Below are 22,439 nucleotides of genomic sequence, written 5' to 3' on the forward strand. Positions count from 1 at the left end.
GGTCTTCGCTCATGGGTAGCACGCACGCGCAGGAGAAGTCGACACCCGGCCGTCGGTCCTCACGACTGACACCTCGATGCACACGCTGTCTTCACCCTCGGGGAGCTCGACGGTCGCCGACGGTGACACCGTCACCTGGCGTGCGTCAGTCTCGTCATCGACTCCCCACAGGTAACGGTCACCCTCCTGCGGGTCCGGGTTCACCCACGAGAACAGCACCGAGCGCTCGCCGCTCAGCGCCCCGACGAGATCCGTCGGGACGGGCACGACGGTCGTCCCGACCGTCGTCGCCGACGGGGTGGGCGCCGCCGTCGTCGGACCCGTGCGCGGATCGCCGGTCGAGAGCACCGCTGCGGTGACGAGGACACCGACGACGACGAGCGCCGACGCGCCCACGCCGAGGCGGCGCCACGTGCGGCGCCGCGCCTCCGCCGAGCCGGGCCCGACGTCGTTCGGGGTGTCCGGGACGCTCGCCCCCATCGTGTGGCGCCCGACGGACGCCGGGCGCGCCCCCTCGGGCAGCGGCGGCGGCGCCAGGTACGTCGGCACGGGTGACGCCACTGCGGGCGGTGCCGTGTCCACCTCGACCGTCGACGCGGCCGTCGGCGCGCTCGTCGTGCTCGACACGGTCGGCGGCTGGACCGGGTCGATGCTGGTGATCGGACGCAGTCGCGTCACCTCGCCCTCAGCGAGACCCGGGACCGGCGCGCGCACGACCGTGCGCTCGAGGTCCTCGGGGACGTCGATCTGCGTGACCGTCAGCCCCATCGACCGCTCGACCTGCTGCAGCGCCTGCGCGACGGCGTACGCGGTCGGGTACCGGCGCACCGGGTCCTTGCTCATCGTCCGCGCGAGCAGCGCCTGCAGCCCGGCCGGGACGTCGTCGCGGTCGATGTTGGGCAGCGGGCTGCGCTCGATGCGGTTGATGAGGTCCGCGGGCCCGTTCGGCTGGCCCGGCACCTCGAACGGCGAGCGGCCGGCCAGCATCGAGTAGATCGTCGCGCCGAGCGAGTACACGTCCCCGCGCACGTCCCCCTGCGGGTCCTCGGCGAGGAGCTCGGGCGGCGACCACGGGATCGACATGCCCGTGCCGGCAGCGCTGTCGCCACCCATCGTCGCGGCGATGCCGAAGTCCGTGAGCGCGGGGTACCCGTAGTCGGTCGTCAGGATGTTCGCCGGCTTGATGTCCCGGTGCAAGATGCCCAGGCGGTGCGCAGCCTCGACGGCGGAGGCGAGGCGCACGCCCGTGCGCAGCGCCTCCGTGACCGTGATCCGCTCCGCGCGGTAGCGCGACCCGAGCCCGGGGCGCGAGCAGTACTCCATGACGAGGAACGGCCGGCCGTCCGCCGCGATGTCAGCGTGGTGGATCGTCACGATCGACGGGTGGTGCGAGAGCTGCGCCATGAGGTTTGCCTCGACGAAGAACCGCTCGCGCGTCGCCTCGTCGATCGAGCTCGCGAGGAGCACCTTGACCGCGACCGACCGCTGCGGCAGGTCCTGCCGGTACTCGAAGACGTCGGCGAAGCCGCCGAGCCCCAGCAGCCGCACGTACTCGAAGCCGGGGATCTCAGGCGGGGTCGACGCCTCTCGACGCGCCCTCATCAGGAGCGCACCACCCGGAACGTCACGCCGTCGCCGATGTCCACCGTCGCGTCAGGGCTGATCTCGACCGGGACGCCGGGACGCACGCGCTGCGGCGCCTGGCCGCGCGCGTGCAGCACCACACCGTTGGTCGAGTCGAGGTCCGTGACGAAGACGCGCTGACCTTCCTGGACCACTTGCGCGTGCGTGCGCGAGATGTCGTGGTGCGGGCTCGGCACCGTCACCAGCCGCGGCAGGTCGCGGTTCGCGACGCGGCTGACGACGGGCGCGCGTCCGATGAGGACAGCACGGTCGAGCGTCACGACGAGACCGCTCGACATGACGAGCTTCGCGGGCGCGATCTCCGTCGGCACCGCAAACGGGCCGGGCACCTGCGGGTGCGCCCAGCTCGACAGCGAGCGCCGGATCTCGACGAGGTCCGAGCTGAGGATCGTCTCGCCGTCGTGGTCCTCGACGGCGCGGACGCGAGCACCCGCCTGGTGCGCGGGTGGCGGCGTCGGAGCCGGCGGCGACGGGACGGACGGGCTGGGGGCCGTCGGCACGGAGAATGGCTGCGCGTCGACGCGCACCCTGGTCGCCTCGACGTCCTCACGGAGACCGGCCGGCATCGAGAGGATCGTGTCGCCGTACAGCTCTTCCTCGAGCTCCGCGTCGCCCACCGCAGCAGCGCCACCGATCGAGCTCGCGGGCAGGGAGACGGACAGGCGCAGGTGCACGGTCACGCACGCCGCGGGGACCACCCCGGCGAGCACGGTGTACCCGGTACCGCGGCGGGCCGACGCACCCGTCGGCGCCTCCTCGACGGCGCGGACGGTGAACTCGTCGACGTCCGCCCACTCGACCCCCACCCACGGCACGTCGGCCGTGCCGGCCGCGCGCAGCCGCGAGTCGTCGCCGAGCACGGTCGACGCGTCGAGCGCCCGACCGCCGACAGCCTCGAGCTCGACCTCGCCCCTCAGGTACGCGCGCACCGTCGGCCCCGACATCTCGACGAGTCCGAACGCGCCGTGTGCGCGGCTGCCCGTGAGCACCGGCAGGAGCGCGTCCATGCCCTCGCCGGCACGCAGCATGTCCCACACCGCGTCGAGGACGGACGGCAGCGTGCCCTCCGGGAGGAGCGCGACGCAGCCCTCGGCGACGACGGCGACCCAGCGGCCAGGAAGGTACCGGGGGACGATCATCGTGCCCCTCCCTCATCACCGCGCGGCACGGTGCTGCCGTGCAGCTCCTCGTTCCACGCAGCGCCGTCGGGCCCGTGCAGCGGCACCCGGTCTGCGTCCTCGATCCGGCCGCGCGTGATCGTCGCGTCCTCGGCGGGCAGCCCGCCCGGGAGCGCGACGACGTCGACGACGACGACGGTCACGTTGTCGCGGCCACCGCTCTCGACGGCTGCGCCGACGAGCCAGTCGGCGGCGACCTGCGGGTCGTCGAACGACCGCAGGCCGTGCTCGATCGTCGCGTCCGTCAGCTCCGTCGTCAGGCCGTCCGAGCACAGCAGGAAGCGGTCCGCCGTGGAGACGGGCAGCAGCCAGTAGTCCGGCTCCGGGAGCGAGCCCGTGCCGACCGCACGCGTGATCACGTGACGCTCCGGGTGGTTGCGCGCCGTCGCCGCGTCGATCTCGCCCGAGTCGAGGAGCTCCTGGACGACCGAGTGGTCGACCGAGATCTGCTCGAGCCCCGCCTCGCCGAGCCGGTACACGCGTGAGTCACCGACGTTGAACACGAGCCAGTACTCGCCGTCATCGATCACCGTGAGTGCGGCGCCCGCGACGGTCGTCCCGCCCGTGCGGTCCCCGAGCGCCTCCCGCATGCGGGACGCCGCGCGGATGATCGCGTCGTGCACCTGCTCGGTCGTCGCGTGGTCACGCCCGATGAGCGACGTGAACTCGTCGACGACGACCCGGCTGGCGACGTTCCCCGCGTCGTGACCGCCCATGCCGTCAGCCACCAGGAACACCGGCGGGTAGGCCAGCAGCGAGTCCTCGTTGATCGACCGGACCAGGCCCTGGTCGGTCGCGGAGCCCCAGAGTGTGCGCACGTCTCTCCTGGCTCAGTCGTTGCGGTGGACGAAGGACGCGGAGTAGTCGCCGAAGGTCACGGTCGCCCCCTCGGGGAGACGCACGACCTGGTGCTCCGCGCAGATGATCTGCTGACCGTCGGTGAGCGTCACGACGGTGCCGTTCGTGGACCCGCGGTCGACGACCCACACGCCGTCGGCGTCGACACCGACGAGCAGGTGGGTCTTGGACACCGACCGGCCCGGGTCCTGGACGCGGACGAGCTGCCCGATGCTCTCCTCGGGTGCCGGGGACGGGTTGCGGCCGACGAGCACGGTGTCCGTGATGGTCATCTCGGTGCCGTCAGAGATGCGCAGGAGCGCCGACGGCGGGATGTACGCGGTAGCAGCACGATCCCGCGGCGGGTCCGTGCGCAGGCGCGTCATCTCGGTCTCGTCGTCGAGCTCGACGTACGGCTCGGACGGTGCGAGGCGCGCAGGAGCCGCAGCGGCGACCGGCGGTGCCGCGGGCGGGGCGGCCCCGGCACGGCCGGCCGGTGCCTGCGGTGCCGCATACCCGAAGTGCGGGACGGCGGTGATGACGCCCGTGTCGGGCGCGGGCACGGCCGCCGTCGGGGCGGTCGACGCGCTCGCACCGGACCCCGGAGCGTCCGGAGACATCTGGGGCGCCGGAGCTGGCACGGGGGCAGACGCGGACGGCGCGTGCGCGGCCGCGGCGGGGACCGCAGGCAGGGGCTGGGCGGTCACGTGCTGCGCGAGATGTGCAGGCTGCTCGACGGGGCCGGGCGGCGGGGGCACCGGGGACGGCGCGGCCGGGACGGGGGGCGGCGGGAGGGGCACAGGCCGAGGCGCGGCCTGAGGGAGGGGCGCAGGCTGAGGGACAGGCACCGACGCGTGCGTCGGAGCCGTGGTCTGCGGCTCGCCGAGGTATGCGGGCAGGGGCGGCACCCCGCTGCGGGTCGCGGGGGGCGGCGGGACCGGAGCGTGGGCCGACGTCGAGGCAGGCACGGGAACCGGGACGGGCACCGGAGCCGGGACAGGAGCAGACGCGCCCGGGGCGGGGGGCACCGCGAACGGGACCGAGGCCACCGTGGGCTGGGCGCCACCGGGTGGGGGCGGCACCATCTCGTCGCTGCCCCGGGCGACACGCTCGGCGCGGCGACCCGCATCGTCCGCGGGCGCCTCCGTGACTGCCGTGCTCGCGGCGCGGTCGTGCCAGCCGCGCAGCCTGCCTGAGCTGTCGAACAGCGGTGACAGCAGACCCACGAGGATCCCACCGGTCGCACCCAGGACGAGCTGACGCAGCAGGAACCGGCCCATGCCGACGGGCTGGCCCGTGAGCTCGTCGAGCACCCGGATCTTCACGAGGCGCTTGCCGATCGTGTAGCCGCGCGTGCCGCCGAGCCACCACTGCACGATCCCGAGCACGAAGGTCAGCAGCATGCCCAGACCGACGGACACCGGGGGCGCAGGCGCGACCACGCCGATGTCCCCCGCCGCGGTACGCCGGGCGGCGTCGAGCACGTCGAGGTACCAGGGCGCCACGAACGGCACGAGCAGGACCCACGACAGGAACCCGTCGATGAGGAACGCAGCCACGCGCCTGCCGTACGACGCTGTCGTCAGGCTCGGCGCCGAGGGGCCCCGGGATGAGTACCGTGCATTCACCTGTGGAAGTCCTGTCCCTGTTCACCGTCGATGCGACTGACTGCCGACTGTCGCGAGAGCACCGCTCAAGAACCGGCGCACCGCGGAATCAGGTTACACGGCAGCCCGGCGAGCGCCTCTTGGCGGCCACAGGTCAGGAAGCCCGGTCGACCAGGGCGTTCGCGAACGACTCGAGGGCCGCCCGGACAGGCCCCTCGGGAAGCCCCGCCACCTGGTCGACAGCCTCGCGCGCCCAGCGCGTCGCGACCTGGCGGGTCTCCTCGACCACGTCGTGCCGGCGCAGGCGCTCGACGACGCCCGCGAGGACCTCGTCCGAGCTCAGGTCACCGTCCAGCAGGGCGGCGAGCTCAGCATCCTCGGCCGAGCCCTCCCCCGACGCGACGCGGGCCCGCAGCAGCAGCGTCGGCATCGTCGGCACGCCCTCCCGCAGGTCCGTGCCGGGCGTCTTGCCCGTCACCTCCGCAGGCGACGTGAGGTCGATGACGTCGTCGGCGAGCTGGAACGCCACACCCACCCGCTCGCCGTACTCCGCGACCATGTCCGCGTACGCCTCGTCGGCGCCCGCGAACCACGCACCGAAGCGCGCGGAGGTCGCGAGGAGCGACGCCGTCTTGTCCGCGAGGACCTGGATGTAGTGCGCGACCGGGTCGTCACCCTCACCCGGGCCGACAGACTCGCGCAGCTGGCCGAGGCACAGCCGCTCGAACGTTCGCGCCTGCAGCTCGACCGCCTGCGGGCCGAGGCCCGCGACAGTGAGCGAGGCACGCGCGAAAAGCAAGTCTCCCGTGAGGATCGCGACGTTGTTGCCCCACAGCTCGTGCGCCGCAGGAGCACCCCGACGCAAGGGCGCGGAGTCCATGACGTCGTCGTGGTAGAGCGACGCGAGGTGCGTCAGCTCGACCACGACCGCGGCGTCGAGCACCTCGGTCGCGTCCGCCTCGCCCAGCTCGGCGCACAGGAGCGTCAGCAGCGGCCGCAACCTCTTGCCCCCCGCGCTCATCAGGTGCCGCGACGTGGCGTCGGCGAGCGAGTCGGCGTGGCGTGCTGCGTCGTGCAGGCGCTCCTCGACCGAGGCGAGGCGGGTAGCTAGGCGCTGCGCGAGGGCGTCGTCAGGAACGGGGAAGCCGACTGCGCCGCGGGCGTCGTGGGAACGGGTCACGGTATGAACTTAGCCGCCTCAGCGACCAGATCGAGAACCGGCCCCGGGAGGACACCGAGGACGATCGTCGCGACCGCGCACACGGCGATCGACACCCGGCTGCCGACGGAACCCTTGAGCACCGTGACGCCGCCGCTCGTCCGCACGGGCGCCGTCGCGAGCTGCAGCCCCACGCCTGCCTCGCGCGGCTCGCCGGCCTCCGACGTGACGGCCTCGGCCGCGACGACCTCGGCCGCAGCGCCGTCCGCCTCCGTGTCGTCCGCCGGAGCGGGGTCCACGAAGAACATGAGCACGATGATGCGGACGTAGAAGAACACCGCGATCGCGGAGCACAGGACACCGACGAGCGCGAGCCACCACAGGCCCGCGTCGACCGCGACCGAGAACGCCGAGAACTTCCCGATGAAGCCTGCCGTGAGCGGGATGCCCGCGAACGACAGCAGGAACAGCAGGAACGCGCCCGCGAGCCACGGGCTGCGCTTGCCGAGCCCCGTCCACTGGGACAGGTGTGTCGCCTCACCGAGGACGACGACCTCGCCTGCGGCACCAGAGGCCGGCGCGGTCTCCCGGACGAGGTGCACGACGGCGAACGCGCCGACCGTCGCGAGACCGTAGGCCAGCAGGTAGAAGAGGATCGCCGGGAGCGGAGCCATGTCGAGCGCCGCAGTCGGGTCCAGAGCCTGGACCGAGCCCACCGCGACCAGGACGAAGCCCGCGTGCGCGATCGACGAGTAGGCGAGGACGCGCTTGACGTCGTGCTGGACCACCGCGACGACGGAACCGACCAGCATCGTGAGGATCGCGACGGTCCACAGGCCCACGAGGAGGGCGTCCTGCGGCTCGGGCAGCATGAGCGGGATCGTCCAGTACGCGACGCGCACGGCGACACCGAACGCCGCGAGCTTGGTGCAGGCCGCCATGAAGCCCGTGATCGGGGTGGGCGCACCCTGGTAGACGTCGGGCGTCCACTGGTGGAACGGCGCCGCGCCGACTTTGAACAGCGCACCGACGAGCATCATCAGGACACCGGTGACGAGCAGGCCCGTGAGCCTCGTGCCGTCGTCAGCGCCGGTCATCGACGCCTGCATCGTGTTGAGGCCCGCGCCGAGGATGTCGGTCAGGCGGAGCTTGCCCGCCCAGCCGTACACGAGGGCCGCACCCATGAGGAAGATCGCCGACGCGAACGAGCCGAGCAGGAAGTACTTGAGCGACGCCTCCTGGCTGAGCAGGCGGCGGTGCCGCGCCATGCCGACGAGGACGTACAGCGGCAGCGAGAGCACCTCGAGCCCGATGAACATCGTGATGAGGTCGCCTGCCGCGGGCAGGACCATCATGCCGCCGACGGCGAACAGGAACAGCGGGTAGATCTCGGTCTGCTCGAGGCCCTTGCGACGCGCGAGCTCCTCGTAGTCGCTCCCCGGGACCGCCGCGGCCGTCGGGGCGAAGGCCCCGCCGCCCGGCGTGCGGTCGGCGACGACGAGCAGCGCGAGCGCCGCGATCACCAGGATGATGACCTGCAGGATCAGCGAGAAGTACGTCAGGACGACAGAGCCGCCGAGCACGAGGAGCACCGGCGTATCGCTCGAGAGCCGCGACCACTGGGCACCCATCATGGCGGCAGCGGCGAGGAGCACCACGAGGCTCAGCGTGAGCTGGACGGGCCTGCGCAGGCGGGCCGGGAGGAGCGCCTCGAGGAGGACCCCGAGCACACCCCCGCCGAGCACCAGGATGTACGGGGCCAGAAGGAACCAGTCGACCGTCGGTTCGACGAAGACGGGGCTCATGAGGCGCTCCCCTCGGAGGCGTGCTGGGTGGACACGGTCACGTCAGCGGGCTGCTCGACGAGGTCGAGCGCCGGACGCGGGTAGAAGCCGAGCACGAGCATCAGGACGATGAGCGGGGCCACGACCCAGCGCTCGCGCCCGACGGCGTCGGGAAGCTCGGTCAGGCCGTCACGCGGCGGCCCGGTGAAGATGCGCTGATAGGTCAGCAGGATGTAGAGCGCCGCGAGGATGACGGCGGTCGCGGCGACGATCACCGCGGCGGGCGCCGCGCTGTACGAGCCGATGAGCACCATGATCTCGGAGACGAACGGCGACAGGCCCGGGAGCGAGAGCGCCGAGAGGCCGGCCACGAGGAACACGCCCGCGATCACGGGCACCACGCGCTGCAGGCCGCCGTAGTCGGAGATCCGCTGCGAGCGGCTCGGGTGCCGCGCGACGATCATGCCCGCGACGAGGAACAGCAGCCCCGTCGACAGACCGTGGTTGACCATGTAGAACGACGCGCCCGCGACCGAGGTCTGCGTCGTCGCGAAGATGCCGAGCACGATGAAACCGAAGTGCGACACCGACGTGTACGCGATCAGGCGCATAAGGTCGGTCTGGCCGAGCGCGAGGAGCGCGCCGTAGATGATCGACACGACCGCGAGGACGATGACGACCGGTGCGGCCCACGCGGACGCGGCCGGGAAGAGCGGGAGGCACAGGGTCAGCATCCCGAACGTGCCGACCTTGTCGAGCACGCCGACGAGGAGCGCCGACGTGCCGGCGGGAGCCTGCTGCGCGGCGTCCGGCAGCCACGTGTGGACGGGGAACATCGGGGCCTTGATCGCGAACGCGAGGAAGAACCCGACGAACATGAGGCGCTCCGCCGTCTGTGACAGCTCGAGGCCCGTGAGGTTCTCCACGAGGAAGCCCTCAGCACCACCGGGGCCGTGGATGTAGAGCGCGATGACCGCGACCAGCATCACGAGACCGCCCGCGAGCGAGAACAGCAGGAACTTCACCGCGGCGCCGCGGCGCTGAGCGCCGCCGAACGCACCGATCATGAAGTAGATCGGGATGAGCATCGCCTCGAACACGACGTAGAACAGGAAGACGTCGCGCGCCGCGAAGATGAGCGTCATGAACGCCGCCGTCACGAGCGTGAGCGCGAGGTAGTGCCGCAGCTTCTCGACGTCGTCGCCCTGCTCCCGCCATGCAGCGAGGATCACGAGCGGCACGAGCACGACGCCGAGGGCGACGAGCAGCAGCCCGACCCCGTCCACGCCGACCGCGTAGCTCGTGCCGATCTGCGGGATCCACGAGTGCTGCTCGTAGAGCTGGTGCGAGCCCGCCGCCGACGTGTCGAACGCGAGGAACGCGCCGACGAGGAGACCCACGTTCACCAGCGAGAAGCCGAGCGCGGTGGTCCGCACGTGCTGGCGCGCCCCGCGGGGCAGTGCCCACACGACGACGGCACCCACGACGGACACGAGCACGAGGGCCGTGAGCCAGGGGAAGGAGGCGGTGACGTTCTCGGTCACGAGGTTGTCCATTTCTCTCGTCGTCCCTCTCAGCCCTGCACGGCCAGGACGACGACGGCGATCACGAGGACCCCGGCGAGCATCTCGGCAGCGTAGGAGCGGACATATCCGTTCTGCAGGGCGCGCAGCGCCCGACCCAGCCCCGAGGAGCCGCGGCCCAGCCCTGTGAAGGTCGAGTCGACGAGCGTGCGGTCACCGTAGACGAGCGACCTTGTCAGGTACTGGCCGGGGCGCATCACGAGCGACTCGTTGACCGTGTCCTGGTAGAGGTCCTTGCGGGCCGCCCGCGTGAGCAGGGATCCGCGCGGAGCCTCGACCGGGACGGTCGCCGCCGCGTACTGGCGCCACGCGAGGAACGCACCGGCGAGCACGAGGACGAGGGTCGCGACCATGATCACGGGGACCGGGAGCACCGGCGCGTGGTGCTCGACGTGCCCGGTGACCGGCTCGAGCCAGCCGACGAAGGCGTTGCCGATCGTGAGCAGGCCACCCAGGGCCACGGAACCGACCGCGAGCAGGATCATCGGCGCGGTCATGAGCGCAGGCGACTCGTGCGGGTGCTGGTCCGGGCCCGTGCCCTCCTTCTCGCTCGTCCACCGCTTCTTGCCGTGGAACGTCATGAAGAACAGGCGCGACATGTAGAACGCCGTGATGCCCGCGCCGAGCAGGGCGACCGTGCCGAAGACCCACGGCTGCCAGCCGTCACCGACGAACGCCGACTCGATGATCTTGTCCTTCGACCAGAAGCCCGAGAAGGGCGGGACGCCGAGGATCGCGAGCCAGCCGAGACCGAACGTGATCCACGTGATCTTCATGTACGCGGACAGCCCGCCGAAGCGACGCATGTCGACCTGGTCGTTCATGCCGTGCATGACCGAGCCGGCACCGAGGAACATGCCGGCCTTGAAGAACCCGTGCGTCAGCAGGTGGAAGATCGCGAACGCGTAGCCGATCGGGCCGAGGCCCGCGGCGAGCATCATGTAGCCGATCTGCGACATGGTCGACGCGGCGAGCGTCTTCTTGATGTCGTCCTTCGCGCAACCGACGATCGCCCCGAACAGGAGCGTCACGGCACCGACGATCGCGACGACGAGCAGAGCCGTCGGCGCGAGGTTGAACACGGGCGCGGAGCGCACGATCAGGTAGACGCCGGCCGTGACCATGGTTGCGGCGTGGATGAGCGCGGAGACCGGCGTCGGGCCGGCCATCGCGTCGCCGAGCCAGGCCTGCAGCGGGAACTGCGCCGACTTGCCGCACGCGGCGAGGAGGAGCATCAGCCCGATCGCGGTGAGCTGTCCCTCGGACGCGCTCGGCGCGCCGTCGAACACCGTCACGAAGTCGACGCCACCGAACGTCGCGAACATGAGCATGAGCGCCACGATCATGCCGACGTCCGCCACGCGGTTCATGATGAACGCCTTCTTGGCGGCCGTCGCGTAGCTCGGGACGTGGTTCCAGAACCCGATGAGCAGGTACGACGCGAGACCCACGCCCTCCCAGCCGACGAACAGCAGGAGGTACGAGTCCGCGAGGACGAGCAGGAGCATCGCCGCGACGAACAGGTTCAGGTAGGCGAAGAACCGCCGCCGGTTCTCGTCGTGCTCCATGTACGCCACCGAGTACAGGTGGATCAGGGAGCCGACGAACGTCACGAGCAGGACGAACGTGAGCGACAGCGGGTCGATCCGCAGGCCTGCCGCGAGCGACAGGTCGGACGTCGAGATCCAGTCGAAGAGCTCGAGGTCGCGGACACGGTCCGCGGCCGGGTACCCGAGGAGGCTCACGAGGAGCGAGGCCCCCAGCACGAACGTCGCGACCGAGGCGAGCAGCCCGAGCCAGTGACCCCAGCGGTCGGAGCGACGGCCGAGCACGAGCAAGATGCCGGCGCTCAGCAGCGGGATCGCCACGAGCAACCAGGCGCTGGTCTGCACCGCGCCGCTGGCCGCCTGGGCGGAACCCTCGACGAACGCGGTGGACTGCGCCGGGAACGGGAGCAAGGTCAGCATCGTCGCCTCAGCCCTTCAGCAGGTTCACGTCGTCGACCGAGGACGACTTACGGGTGCGGAAGATCGCCACGATGATCGCGAGGCCGACGACGACCTCTGCGGCCGCGACGACCATCACGAAGAAGGCGACGACCTGGCCGGTGAGGTCCCCGTGCATGCGCGCGAACGTCACGAACGTCAGGTTGGCGGCGTTCAGCATGAGCTCGACGCCCATGAACGCGATGATCGCGCTGCGCCGCGTGAGCACGGTGATCGCGCCGATCGCGAAGAGCACCGCCGCGAGGTACAGGTAGTTGGTGAGCTCCATCAGGCGTCCCCGTCCCGCTCTGCGCCAGGCGTGGCGCTCTCGTTCTCGCCCTCGGCGCCCGCCGCGATCGCCGCGGGCAGGTCGCCCGACCCGATGAGCGTCGTGACCTGGGTCGAGAGCCCCTGCTCCTGGCCGCGGATGCGCAGGACGCGCGAGACCGACGCCTCGATCGGGTTCCCGTACGGGTCGAGCGCAGGGACGTCCATCGCGTTGTGCCGTGCGTACACGCCGGGAGCCGGCAGGTTGACCAGGTGCTGGCCCGCCGCGACGCGCGCGTCGGCGCGCTCGGCCTGACCGACCTTGCGGGTCAGGCGACGGCGGTGCGTGAGCACGAGCGCGGCGAGCGCGGCCGTGACGAGCAGCGCCGCGACGACCTCGATCGCGAACACGAAGTCGCTCATGAGGACGCGGGCGATCCCGACCGGGTTCGTCTCGCTGTTGGCCCCTTGGAGGCCCGCTGCGGGAGCGAACGTCGCGCGGGAGATCACGGAGATCAGCAGCGCGCCGAGCCCGATGCCGAGGAGGCCGCCGATCCAGCGCTGGCCGCGGATCGTCTCGACGGCCGACGTCGACGCGTCGACACCGACGAGCATGAGCACGAAGACGAAGAGCATCATGACCGCGCCCGTGTAGACGACGATCTGCACGATGCCCAGGAACTCCGCCTCGTTCGCGAGGTAGAGCACCGCGAGCCCGATCATCACGAAGATCATCGACAGGGCCGCGTACACCGCCTTGCGGGCGAACACGAGGCCGAGGGCCGCGATCACCATGAGGGGGCCGAGCACCCAGAAGAGCACTGCCTCCCCGGTCGACGTGGTCATCGTGCCCCTCCGTCCGTGGCGACGTCGGCCGGCTTCGCGGTCTCGAGCGTCGGCTCGTCGGGACGGTGCTCGCGGACCCACGCGACCTGCGCCGCGGTGGGCGCCGTGACCTCGCCCCGGTAGTAGTTCGTGTCCTCGGTGCCCTCGACCATCGGGTGCGGACCGTTCAGCATGCCCTCGCGCAGCGGGGCGAGCAGGTCCTCCTTCTCGAAGATCATCCCGGCGCGGGTCGGGCCTGCGAGCTCGTACTCGTTCGTCATCGTGAGCGCACGCGTCGGGCACGCCTCGATGCACAGACCGCAGAAGATGCAGCGCAGATAGTTGATCTGGTAGACGCGGCCGTATCGCTCGCCGGGCGACACGTGCGCGCCGTCGGGCAGGTCGGCGTTGTCGGCGCCCTCGACGTAGATAGCGTCCGCGGGGCACGCCCACGCGCACAGCTCGCAGCCGATGCACTTCTCGAGGCCGTCCGCATACCGGTTGAGCTGGTGGCGGCCGTGGAAGCGCGGCTTCGTAGGGACCTTCTCGAACGGGTACTGCTCGGTCACGGTGGGCCGGAACAGGTTCGAGAACGTCACGCCGAAGCCCGCGACCGGGGCGAGCAGCTCGCCCAGCGGACCCTTGGGCTTGGGGCTGAGGTCACTCACCGGGGTCTCCCTCCGTCGTCGTGCTGGTATCGGCAGCGGGCGCCGCCTCGATCACCGTCGTCGCAGCCGCCGTGGCGGCCGCAGCGCGGCGAGCGGCACGCGGTGACGGCGGCAGCTTCTGGCCCGGTAGCGGCGGGACCGGGTAGCCGGCGGCGAACGCGTCGAACGGCTCCGTCTCCTCGGCTGCTGCAGGCGCGGGCTTCTTCTCGGGGATGACGAACCCGAGCAGGAGCGCGACGACCGCGATGCCGAGGAAGAAGTAGATGAACGTGCGGTTGGAGATCGTCGAGAACTGCGAGAAGCCCTGGTAGATCGCGACGAGGGTCGTCCAGCCGAGCGCGACCGGGATGAGCACCTTCCAGCCGAGCTTCATGAACTGGTCGTAGCGGAAGCGCAGCAGCGTGCCGCGCACCCACACGAAGACGAACATGAAGATCCAGACCTTGATGATGAACCACAGGACGGGCCACCAGCCGGTGTTGAACATGCCGTCGTTGATCTCGGTGAGCGGCCACGGCGCCTGCCAACCGCCGAAGAACAGCGTCGTGGCGACCGCGGACACGTTGAGCATGTTGATGTACTCCGCGAGGAAGAACCACGCGAACTTCATCGACGAGTACTCGGTCATGTAGCCCGACACGAGCTCGCCCTCGGCCTCGGGGAGGTCGAACGGGAGTCGGTTCGTCTCACCGATCATCGAGATGATGTAGAGGACGAACGACGGCAGCAGCGGCAGCGCGTACCAGATGCGCTCCTGGTTGGTGACGATCTGCGACGTCGACATCGAGCCGGCGAGCAGGAACACCGACGCGAGCGAGAGACCCATCGCGAGCTCGTAGGAGATCACCTGGGCCGTCGAGCGGACACCACCGAGCAGCGGGTACGTCGAGCCCGACGACCAGCCACCGAGGACGATCCCGTACACGCCGATCGCAGCGACCGCGAGGATGTACAGCACGGCGACCGGGAAGTCGGTGAGCTGGGCGGGGGTCCAGAAGTCCGTGAACGGGATGCGCACCTCAGGCCCGAACGGGATGACCGCGTAGACCATGAGCGAGCAGAACACCGAGATCATCGGCGCGATGAGGTAGACGATCTTGTCCGCGGCGCGGACCGTGATGTCCTCCTTCATGAGGAGCTTCATCGCGTCGGCGAGCGCCTGGAACAGACCGAACGGGCCGTGCACGTTCGGTCCCGGGCGCACCTGCATGCGGCCGACGAGGCGCCGCTCGAACCACAGCGCCATGAGGACGCTGAGCAGCAGGAAGACGATGATCAGCACCGCCTTGACGAGGTACACCCAGGGGTTGTCGTTGCTGAAGTCCGCGGCGATCCCCGGGACAGCGGGGGTGGCCGTCGGCAGCAGGAGCGCGCTCATCGTGCCTCCACGTCGTCGTGCTGAGGTTCGTCCACGCCGGTCGCCGCGGGGACCGCGGCGATCGCGACGAGGCTGCCTGAGTCGGCGCCGAGCGCGTCGCGCACGGCGCTCGTGCCGGACCGGGTGGGCAACCAGACCACGTGGTCCGGCATGTCCGTCCGCACGACCGGCAGCTCGATCGCGCCGCGGTCGGTCGAGACGCGCACGAGCGCGCCCTCGGCGATGCCTGCGGCCTCCGCGGTCGCCGCGGACAGGCGTGCGACGGCGCGGCGCGCGGTGCCGGCGAGGTAGGGCTCGCCGTCCTGGCCGCGCCCCGAGTCGAGCTGCAGGCGCCACGTCGAGAGGACCGCGGTGCCGGGCGCAACCGCGGGCGGCTCGGCCGTCTCGACGGCCGGAGCCTCGACGCGGGTGCCGTCCCAGAGGCCGAGCGTGTCGATCTCCTTGCGGACCTGCTCGCCCGTCGCGAGCCCGAGGTCGACGCCCATCTCGCGGGCGAGCGAGTCGAGCACGCGGTGGTCGGGCATGAAGTGGGAGTCGAGCGCCTGGCGGAAGACGCGGACGCGGCCCTCCCAGTTCCAGAAGGCGCCCGCCTTCTCCTGCGGCGGAGCCACCGGCAGGACGACGTCCGCGAGATCGGTGACCTCGCTGCGACGGACCTCGAGGGACACGACGACGTCTGCTGCGGCGAGCGCGTCGCGCGCCGCCTGCGGGTCGGGCAGGTCAGCGAGCTCGACGCCACCGACGATCGCACCCCGCAGGGTGCCGTCGGCGAGCGCCGTGAGGATCTGCTCGGCGTTGCGGCCCGCCGTCTCCGGGAGCTGTGCGACGCCCCAGTGGGCGGCCATGTCGACGCGTGCCGCGGCGTCGGCCACCGGGCGGCCGCCCGGCAGGAGGCTCGGCAGGGTGCCGAGCTCGACACCCGCACGCTCGCCGATACGGCGCGGGACCCACGCGAGACGCGCTCCCGTCGCCGTGCTCAGCCGCAGTGCCGCGGACAACGCACCGGGGACACCTGCGAGGCGCTCGCCCACGAGGACGATCGCGCCCTCGGTGCGCACGGCCTGCGACGCGGCCACGATCGCTGCGTCCGCGTCCGACGGGACGCCGTCGGCGAGCGCTGCGAGGATCTCGCCCTCGGTGCCCGGCGCAGCCTTGACGAGGCTGCCGTCGAGACGCTCGATGCCGCGCGTCGCGAACGGCGCGACAGCGTGCACGGTCGTGCGACCCGCCTGCGTGCCCTTGCGCAGCCGCAGGAAGACGATGCCGCCCTCCTCCTCGGGCTCGAGCCCGACGAGCAGGACCGCGGGCGCCTTCTCGAGGTCGCCGAGCGTCACGTCGATGCCACGGCCGGCGACGGCGTGAGCGAGGAAGCCCTCCTCCTCGTCGGAGGCGGGACGGGCACGGTGGTCGACGTCGTTCGTGCCGAGGGCGACGCGCGCGAGCTTGCCGTACGCATACGCGTCCTCGATCGTCAGACGGCCACCGGGCAGCACGCCGACGCCGCCGGCGTCGCGTGCGGCGGCCAGCGCCTTGCCCGCGACCTCGAACGCCTCGACCCACGACGCGGGGCGCAGCTCGCCGCGCGAGCCGTCCGCGGCGCGGTCGCGCACGAGCGGGGTGGTCAGGCGGTCCGGAGCGGTCTGCCAGCGGAACGCGAAACGGTCCTTGTCGCTGATCCACTCCTCGTTGACGACCGGGTCGTCCGCCGCGAGGCGACGCATGACGGCGCCGCGGCGGTGGTCGATGCGGATGGCGGAGCCGTTCGCGTCGTGCTCGGCGACGGACTCGGTCGAGACCAGGTCGAACGGGCGCGAACGGAAGCGGTAGGCCGCGCTCGTGAGCGCGCCGACCGGGCAGATCTGCACCGTGTTGCCCGACCAGTACGACGCGAACGGGCGACCGGACTCGTCCTCGTGGGCAGCGCCGACCGTCGGGCCGCCGTCGGCCGTCTCGGTCGGCTCGAAGCCGAGGATGCGCTCGTCGAACGTGCCGATCTGCTGGCGCGCACCGCGCTTCTGCAGGTCGATGAACGCGTCACCCGCGATCTCGCGGGTGAAGCGCGTGCAGCGCTGGCACAGGATGCAGCGCTCCCGGTCGAGGAGGATCTGCGTCGAGATCTTGATCGGCTTGGGGAACGTGCGCTTGATGTCGATGAACCGGCTCGTCGGACGGCCGTTGCTCATCGCCTGGTTCTGCAGCGGGCACTCGCCGCCCTTGTCGCACGTCGGGCAGTCGAGCGGGTGGTTGATGAGCAGGAGCTCCATCACGCCGTGCTGCGCCTTGTCCGCGACGGGCGAGGAGTGCTGCGTCCCGACGACCATGCCGGGGGCGACCTCCATCGCGCACGACGGCTGCGGCTTCGGCATCGGGCGGACGTTGCCCTCACGGTCCGGCATCGCCACGTCGACGAGGCACTGGCGGCACGCGCCGACCGGCTTGAGCAGCGGGTGGTCGCAGAAGCGCGGGATCGCGATCCCGATCTCCTCCGCCGCGCGGATGATGAGCGTGCCCTTCGGCACGGACGTCTCGACGCCGTCGATCGTCAGGGTGACGAGGTTCGGGTCGACCGGCACGGCGTCGGCGCCTGCGGTCTTGTCCGTCGTGGTGGTCATGCGTGCACCGCCCCTGCTGCGGCGCCGGAACGGCGCGGGGTGTAGTCGAACAGCGCGGAGCGCTGCGGCGGGAACAGCTCGCTCGCGGGCGACGTCATGCCTGCCTCGAACTCCTCACGGAAGTACTGGATCGCGGAGGTGACGCACGACGTCGCGCCGTCACCGAGCGCGCAGAACGCGCGGCCGAGGATGTTGTCGCACAGGTCGAGCAGCGTCTCGATGTCGCCCTGCTGGCCCTTGCCGTCGACGAGCCGCTGCAGGATCTGCTTGAGCCAGTACGTGCCCTCGCGGCACGGCGTGCACTTGCCGCAGGACTCGTGCGCGTAGAAGTCGGTCCAGCGGGACACGGCCCGCACGACCGACGTCGTCTCGTCGAAGATCTGCAGGGCGCGCGTGCCGAGCATCGAGCCGGCCGCACCGACCGACTCGTAGTCGAGCGGGACGTCGAGGTGCTCGGCCGTGAAGATCGGTGTGGACGAGCCGCCCGGGGTCCAGAACTTCAGCTCGTGGCCCTTGCGGATGCCGCCCGCCATCTCGAGGAGCTCGCGCAGCGTGATGCCGAGCGGCGCCTCGTACTGGCCGGGCCGCTCGACGTGGCCCGAGAGCGAGAAGATGCCATGGCCGGTCGAACGCTCCGTGCCCATCGCCCGGAACCAGTCGGAGCCGCCCCGGACGATCGCGGGGACGGACGCCACGGACTCGACGTTGTTGACGACCGTCGGGCGGGCGTACAGGCCCGCCACGGCGGGGAACGGCGGCTTGAGGCGCGGTTGGCCGCGGCGGCCCTCGAGCGAGTCGAGGAGCGCGGTCTCCTCGCCGCAGATGTAGGCGCCCGCGCCCGCGTGCACGGTGACGTCGAGGTCGTAGCCGGTGCCGTGGATGTTCTTGCCGAGGTGGCCCGCGGCGTACGCGTCCGCGACCGCCTTGAGGAGACGGCGGTAGACGTGCACGACCTCGCCGCGCACGTAGATGAACGCGTGGTGGCAGCCGATCGCGTAGCTCGTGATCGCGACACCCTCGACGAGGACGTGCGGGTTCGCGAGCATCAGCGGGATGTCCTTGCACGTGCCCGGCTCGGACTCGTCGGCGTTGACGACGAGGTAGCGGGGGCCGCCGTCAGGAGCGGGCAGGAAGCCCCACTTCATGCCGGTCGGGAACCCTGCGCCGCCTCGGCCGCGCAGGCCGGAGTCCTTGACGAGCTGCACGAGCTCGGCGGGGTCCGTGGCCAGGGCCGTGCGGAGCGCCTCGTACCCGCCGGAGCGGGTGTACGAGTCGATCTGCCAGGGCTTCTCGTCGCCCCAGCTCGCCGTGAGGACGGGGGTGAGCGTGGTCATCGCTTCTCCTCGGGCTCGGACTCGGGACCATCGGGGGTGACGTCCGCCTCCGTGGTGGGCTTGCGCTCGGCGGACGACTGCTCGCCGCCGGTCTGCGGCGCGGACTGCGCTGCTGCGGCGTCCGGCGTCGTCGTGGCGTCCTCGGCGGTGGCGGCGCGCTCAGCCGCGTCGAAGGACGGTGCGGACCAGCCCTGCTCGCGCGCGACCTCGAGGCCGGCGAGGCTCGCAGGCCCCGCGGCCGGGCCCTCGTCGGCGTGCTCGTCGAGGAAGCCCGCGAGGGTGCGGGACACGTCCTTGAACGGCTGGACGACGTCGGGGCCGCGCGACGGCCGGACGTCCTCACCGGCGAGGATCGCGTCGACGACCGCGGCGGCCGACTCGGGCGTCTGGTTGTCGAAGAACTCCCAGTTGATCATCATCACGGGCGCGTAGTCGCACGCCGCGTTGCACTCGACGCGCTCGAGCGTGATCTTGCCGTCCGTCGTCGTCTCGTCGTGCCCCACACCGAGGCGCTCGCTCAGGCGCTCGAAGATCTCGTCGCCGCCCATGATCGCGCACAGGGTGTTGGTGCAGACGCCGACCGTGAACTCGCCGTTGGGCCGGCGCTTGTACTGCGTGTAGAACGTCGCGACCGCCGACACGGACGCCGTCGTCAGGCCGAGCGTCTCGGCGCAGAACTCGATGCCGTGCCGCGACACGTAGCCGTCCTGGGACTGCACGAGGTGCAGCAGCGGCAGGAGCGCCGAGCGCGCCTGCGGGTAGCGGGCGACGATCTGCGCCGCGTCCTCGTCGAGGCGCGTGCGCACGTCGGGTGCGTATCCGGTCTGGGTCATCGGTCCACTCCTCCGAGCACCGGGTCGATCGAGGCGACGGCGACGACGACGTCGGCGAGCTGGCCGCCCTCGCACATCATCGAGACGGCCTGCAGGTTGTTGAAGGACGGGTCGCGGAAGTGTGCGCGGTAGGGGCGCGTCCCGCCGTCGGACACGAGGTGGACGCCGAGCTCGCCGCGCGGCGCCTCGACGGACTGCCACACCTGGCCGGCCGGGACCCGGAAGCCCTCCGTGACGATCTTGAAGTGGTGGATCAGGGACTCCATCGAGGTGCCCATGATCTCCTTGATGTGGTCGAGGGAGTTGCCCTGGCCGTCCCCGAGGACCGCGAGCTGGCCGGGCCAGGCGATCTTCTTGTCGGCGACCATGACCGGGCCGGGCCCGAGGTTCTCGAGGCGCACGAGCGCCTGCTCGACGATCTTGAGCGACTCGTAGCACTCCTGGAAGCGCAGCGCGACGCGGTCGTACGCGTCGGCGCCGGTGCTCGTCGGCACGTCGAAGTCGTACGTCTCGTAGCCGCAGTACGGCTTCGCCTTGCGCACGTCGTACGGCAGGCCGGTCGAGCGGAGCACGGGGCCGGTCATGCCGAGGCCCATGCACGCCGCGAGGTTGAGGTGCCCGACGCCCACGAGGCGGCCCTTGAAGATGGGGTTCGCCATCATGAGGTCGCTCAGCTGGCCGAGGTACTTCGCGACCGTCTTGTTCGCCGCGCGGATCTCGGGGATCACGCCCGGCGGGAGGTCGAGCGGGACACCACCGGGACGCACGAACCCGTGGTTCATGCGCAGGCCCGTGATCGCCTCGAAGATCCGCAGGATCTCCTCGCGCGCGGTGAAGGCGGTCGTCATGATCGTCGTCGCGCCCATCTCGTTGCCACCGGTGCCGAGGCAGATGAGGTGGGACGAGATGCGGTTGAGCTCCATGAGGAGCACGCGGATGACGCTCGCACGCTCGGGGATGTCGTCGGTGATGCCGAGGAGCTTCTCGACGCCGAGGCAGAACGCGACCTCCTGGAAGAACGGCGCGAGGTAGTCCATGCGCGTGCAGTAGGTCACGCCCTGGGTCCAGGTGCGGAACTCCATGTTCTTCTCGATGCCCGTGTGCAGGTAGCCGATCCCCGCGCGGGCCTCGGTGACGGTCTCACCGTCGATCTCGAGCATGAGGCGCAGCACGCCGTGCGTCGACGGGTGCTGAGGCCCCATGTTGACGACGATGCGCTCCTCGCCGAGCCGGAGCGCCTCCTCGGCGATGTCGGACCAGTCGCCGTCGCCGTACGCCTCGAAGGTGGGGATGTCGCCGTCGGTCCCGGGCGCACCTGCGTCGCGGGTCGCGTGCGGTGCCGCAGAGGGTGCGGTGCTCATGAGTAGGACCTCCTCGTGTCCGGCGACGGGATGGTGGCGCCCTTGTACTCGACCTCGATGCCGCCGAGCGGGTAGTCCTTGCGCTGCGGGTGACCGGGCCAGTCGTCGGGCATCTCGATGCGGGCGAGCGACGGGTGGCCGTCGAAGATGATCCCGAAGAAGTCCCACGTCTCGCGCTCGTGCCAGTCGTTCGTCGGGTAGACCGAGACGGTCGAGGGGATGTGCGGGTCGGCGTCGGGCGCCGCGACCTCGACGCGCAGGGAGCGCGAGTGCGTCACCGACGTCAGGTGGTAGACGGCGCGCAGCTCGCGGCCCGTCGCCTCCGGGTAGTGCACGCCCGAGACGCCGAGGCTGAGCTCGAAGCGCAGGTCCTGGTCGTCGCGGAGCGCCTGGAACACGGTCACGAGCTGTTCGCGGTTGATCTCGAGCGTGAGCTCATCGCGGTCGACGACGACGGCGGCGAGCGCCTTCGCCGCGAGACCCGGCTCCTTCTCCTCGAGGACCTCGACGAGCACGTCGACGACCTCGTCGAACCAGCCGCCGTAGGGGCGGGCGCTCGACCCCGGCATCGCGACCGGGCGGACGAGGCCGCCGAAGCCCGACGTGTCGCCGGAGCCGTGGATCCCGAACAGGCCGCGACGCTCCTCGACCACGTCGGCGCCGCGCAGGGTGCCCGGCTGGAGCGGGACCTTCACGTCGCCGCCCGGGGTCACGTCCCCGGGCGTCGTCTCGGAGCGCGTCACGTCGGCGCTCATCCCGTCGTCGGAACGCGTCACGTCGCTCATCGCAGCAGGCCCTTCATCTGGTGCGTGGGGGTCGCCTCGAGCGCGGCGGCCTCGACCGCCTTGACGATGTCGCGGCGGTGCTTCAGCAGCGGCTCGCCCTGGATCTGCTTGTGCAGCTCGAGGATCGCGTTGATCAGCATCTCCGGCCGCGGGGGGCAGCCGGGGAGGTAGATGTCGACCGGGACGACGTGGTCGACGCCCTGGACGATCGCGTAGTTGTTGAACATGCCTCCCGACGACGCGCACACGCCCATCGACAGGACCCACTTGGGCTCGGGCATCTGGTCGTAGACCTGACGCACGACCGGGGCCATCTTCTGGGAGACGCGGCCGGCGACGATCATGAGGTCGGCCTGGCGCGGCGAGGCGCGAAACACCTCCATGCCGAACCGCGACAGGTCGAAGCGCGAGGTGCCGGCAGCCATCATCTCGATCGCGCAGCAGGCGAGGCCGAACGTCACCGGCCACAGCGACGCCTTGCGCGACCAGCCGGCGAACTCCTCGACGGTCGTCAGCAGGAACCCTGAGGGCGCTGTCTCCTTGCTCATCGTTCTCTCCTCACACGTCCACGTGCGCCGTCCAGGCGGCCTGTCCTGCGT

General features: G+C 71.3%; 18 protein-coding genes. All 18 read right to left on the reverse strand.

Annotation, left to right across the window (positions count from 1 at the left end; all coding sequences use genetic code 11):
- Positions 1 to 9: 9 nt before the first annotated feature.
- Complete coding sequence (locus tag HF995_RS03395) at positions 10 to 1,602, reverse strand: serine/threonine protein kinase (RefSeq protein ID WP_168446367.1); 1,593 nt, start codon at positions 1,600 to 1,602, stop codon at positions 10 to 12.
- On the reverse strand, positions 1,602 to 2,783 hold the full coding sequence (locus tag HF995_RS03400; protein ID WP_168446368.1) for an FHA domain-containing protein: 1,182 nt from the start codon (positions 2,781 to 2,783) through the stop codon (positions 1,602 to 1,604). Before HF995_RS03400 ends, HF995_RS03395 begins: the two co-directional genes overlap by 1 nt.
- Positions 2,780 to 3,640, reverse strand: a complete 861-nt coding sequence (locus HF995_RS03405; protein WP_168446369.1) for a PP2C family protein-serine/threonine phosphatase — start codon at positions 3,638 to 3,640, stop codon at positions 2,780 to 2,782. The genes HF995_RS03400 and HF995_RS03405 overlap by 4 nt, the downstream gene beginning before the upstream one ends.
- Before the next feature lie 12 nt (positions 3,641 to 3,652).
- Positions 3,653 to 5,287: an RDD family protein gene (locus HF995_RS03410; RefSeq protein ID WP_350308713.1), complete on the reverse strand. Its 1,635-nt coding sequence runs from the start codon at positions 5,285 to 5,287 to the stop codon at positions 3,653 to 3,655.
- Between the two features lie 133 nt (positions 5,288 to 5,420).
- Positions 5,421 to 6,446: a polyprenyl synthetase family protein gene (locus tag HF995_RS03415; RefSeq protein WP_168446371.1), complete on the reverse strand. Its 1,026-nt coding sequence runs from the start codon at positions 6,444 to 6,446 to the stop codon at positions 5,421 to 5,423.
- On the reverse strand, positions 6,443 to 8,230 hold the full coding sequence (nuoN, locus tag HF995_RS03420; protein ID WP_168446372.1) for an NADH-quinone oxidoreductase subunit NuoN: 1,788 nt from the start codon (positions 8,228 to 8,230) through the stop codon (positions 6,443 to 6,445). Before nuoN ends, HF995_RS03415 begins: the two co-directional genes overlap by 4 nt.
- Complete coding sequence (locus tag HF995_RS03425) at positions 8,227 to 9,765, reverse strand: NADH-quinone oxidoreductase subunit M (protein WP_168446373.1); 1,539 nt, start codon at positions 9,763 to 9,765, stop codon at positions 8,227 to 8,229. Before HF995_RS03425 ends, nuoN begins: the two co-directional genes overlap by 4 nt.
- A 17-nt stretch (positions 9,766 to 9,782) precedes the next feature.
- Positions 9,783 to 11,759, reverse strand: coding sequence for an NADH-quinone oxidoreductase subunit L (gene nuoL, locus HF995_RS03430; RefSeq protein WP_168446374.1), 1,977 nt, complete (start codon positions 11,757 to 11,759; stop codon positions 9,783 to 9,785).
- A gap of 7 nt (positions 11,760 to 11,766) precedes the next feature.
- Complete coding sequence (nuoK, locus tag HF995_RS03435) at positions 11,767 to 12,066, reverse strand: NADH-quinone oxidoreductase subunit NuoK (RefSeq protein ID WP_168446375.1); 300 nt, start codon at positions 12,064 to 12,066, stop codon at positions 11,767 to 11,769.
- Positions 12,066 to 12,890 (reverse strand): NADH-quinone oxidoreductase subunit J, encoded by an 825-nt coding sequence (locus HF995_RS03440; protein WP_168446376.1) that lies wholly within the window; start codon positions 12,888 to 12,890, stop codon positions 12,066 to 12,068. Before HF995_RS03440 ends, nuoK begins: the two co-directional genes overlap by 1 nt.
- Entirely contained in the window at positions 12,887 to 13,537 is a 651-nt protein-coding gene (nuoI, locus tag HF995_RS03445; protein WP_350308714.1) for an NADH-quinone oxidoreductase subunit NuoI, read from the reverse strand. The genes HF995_RS03440 and nuoI overlap by 4 nt, the downstream gene beginning before the upstream one ends.
- Positions 13,530 to 14,915, reverse strand: coding sequence for an NADH-quinone oxidoreductase subunit NuoH (gene nuoH / locus HF995_RS03450; protein ID WP_168446377.1), 1,386 nt, complete (start codon positions 14,913 to 14,915; stop codon positions 13,530 to 13,532). Before nuoH ends, nuoI begins: the two co-directional genes overlap by 8 nt.
- Positions 14,912 to 17,527: an NADH-quinone oxidoreductase subunit G gene (locus HF995_RS03455; protein ID WP_168446378.1), complete on the reverse strand. Its 2,616-nt coding sequence runs from the start codon at positions 17,525 to 17,527 to the stop codon at positions 14,912 to 14,914. Before HF995_RS03455 ends, nuoH begins: the two co-directional genes overlap by 4 nt.
- Positions 17,524 to 18,861, reverse strand: a complete 1,338-nt coding sequence (gene nuoF / locus HF995_RS03460; protein ID WP_168446379.1) for an NADH-quinone oxidoreductase subunit NuoF — start codon at positions 18,859 to 18,861, stop codon at positions 17,524 to 17,526. Before nuoF ends, HF995_RS03455 begins: the two co-directional genes overlap by 4 nt.
- A complete protein-coding gene (nuoE, locus tag HF995_RS03465) occupies positions 18,858 to 19,694 on the reverse strand; it encodes an NADH-quinone oxidoreductase subunit NuoE (protein WP_168446380.1) in 837 nt (278 codons plus the stop codon). The genes nuoF and nuoE overlap by 4 nt, the downstream gene beginning before the upstream one ends.
- Positions 19,691 to 21,055, reverse strand: coding sequence for an NADH-quinone oxidoreductase subunit D (locus HF995_RS03470; RefSeq protein ID WP_168446381.1), 1,365 nt, complete (start codon positions 21,053 to 21,055; stop codon positions 19,691 to 19,693). The genes nuoE and HF995_RS03470 overlap by 4 nt, the downstream gene beginning before the upstream one ends.
- Entirely contained in the window at positions 21,052 to 21,840 is a 789-nt protein-coding gene (locus HF995_RS03475; RefSeq protein WP_168446382.1) for an NADH-quinone oxidoreductase subunit C, read from the reverse strand. The genes HF995_RS03470 and HF995_RS03475 overlap by 4 nt, the downstream gene beginning before the upstream one ends.
- Complete coding sequence (locus HF995_RS03480; RefSeq protein ID WP_168446383.1) at positions 21,837 to 22,388, reverse strand: NuoB/complex I 20 kDa subunit family protein; 552 nt, start codon at positions 22,386 to 22,388, stop codon at positions 21,837 to 21,839. Before HF995_RS03480 ends, HF995_RS03475 begins: the two co-directional genes overlap by 4 nt.
- Positions 22,389 to 22,439: the final 51 nt, after the last annotated feature.

Source organism: Sanguibacter hominis ATCC BAA-789, from assembly GCF_012396185.1.
In the GTDB taxonomy this organism is placed as follows: Bacteria; Actinomycetota; Actinomycetes; order Actinomycetales; family Cellulomonadaceae; genus Flavimobilis; species Flavimobilis hominis.

What these genes read in the sequence shown, in the direction of transcription:
- HF995_RS03395 (WP_168446367.1), bottom strand. Translation starts at nt 1,602, where the DNA reads ATGAGGGCGCGTCGAGAGGCGTCGACCCCGCCTGAGATCCCCGGCTTC.
- HF995_RS03400 (WP_168446368.1), bottom strand. Translation starts at nt 2,783, where the DNA reads ATGATCGTCCCCCGGTACCTTCCTGGCCGCTGGGTCGCCGTCGTCGCC.
- nuoN (WP_168446372.1), bottom strand. Translation starts at nt 8,230, where the DNA reads ATGAGCCCCGTCTTCGTCGAACCGACGGTCGACTGGTTCCTTCTGGCC.
- HF995_RS03425 (WP_168446373.1), bottom strand. Translation starts at nt 9,765, where the DNA reads ATGGACAACCTCGTGACCGAGAACGTCACCGCCTCCTTCCCCTGGCTC.
- nuoL (WP_168446374.1), bottom strand. Translation starts at nt 11,759, where the DNA reads ATGCTGACCTTGCTCCCGTTCCCGGCGCAGTCCACCGCGTTCGTCGAG.
- nuoK (WP_168446375.1), bottom strand. Translation starts at nt 12,066, where the DNA reads ATGGAGCTCACCAACTACCTGTACCTCGCGGCGGTGCTCTTCGCGATC.
- HF995_RS03440 (WP_168446376.1), bottom strand. Translation starts at nt 12,890, where the DNA reads ATGACCACGTCGACCGGGGAGGCAGTGCTCTTCTGGGTGCTCGGCCCC.
- nuoH (WP_168446377.1), bottom strand. Translation starts at nt 14,915, where the DNA reads ATGAGCGCGCTCCTGCTGCCGACGGCCACCCCCGCTGTCCCGGGGATC.
- HF995_RS03455 (WP_168446378.1), bottom strand. Translation starts at nt 17,527, where the DNA reads ATGACCACCACGACGGACAAGACCGCAGGCGCCGACGCCGTGCCGGTC.
- nuoF (WP_168446379.1), bottom strand. Translation starts at nt 18,861, where the DNA reads ATGACCACGCTCACCCCCGTCCTCACGGCGAGCTGGGGCGACGAGAAG.
- nuoE (WP_168446380.1), bottom strand. Translation starts at nt 19,694, where the DNA reads ATGACCCAGACCGGATACGCACCCGACGTGCGCACGCGCCTCGACGAG.
- HF995_RS03470 (WP_168446381.1), bottom strand. Translation starts at nt 21,055, where the DNA reads ATGAGCACCGCACCCTCTGCGGCACCGCACGCGACCCGCGACGCAGGT.
- HF995_RS03475 (WP_168446382.1), bottom strand. Translation starts at nt 21,840, where the DNA reads ATGAGCGACGTGACGCGTTCCGACGACGGGATGAGCGCCGACGTGACG.
- HF995_RS03480 (WP_168446383.1), bottom strand. Translation starts at nt 22,388, where the DNA reads ATGAGCAAGGAGACAGCGCCCTCAGGGTTCCTGCTGACGACCGTCGAG.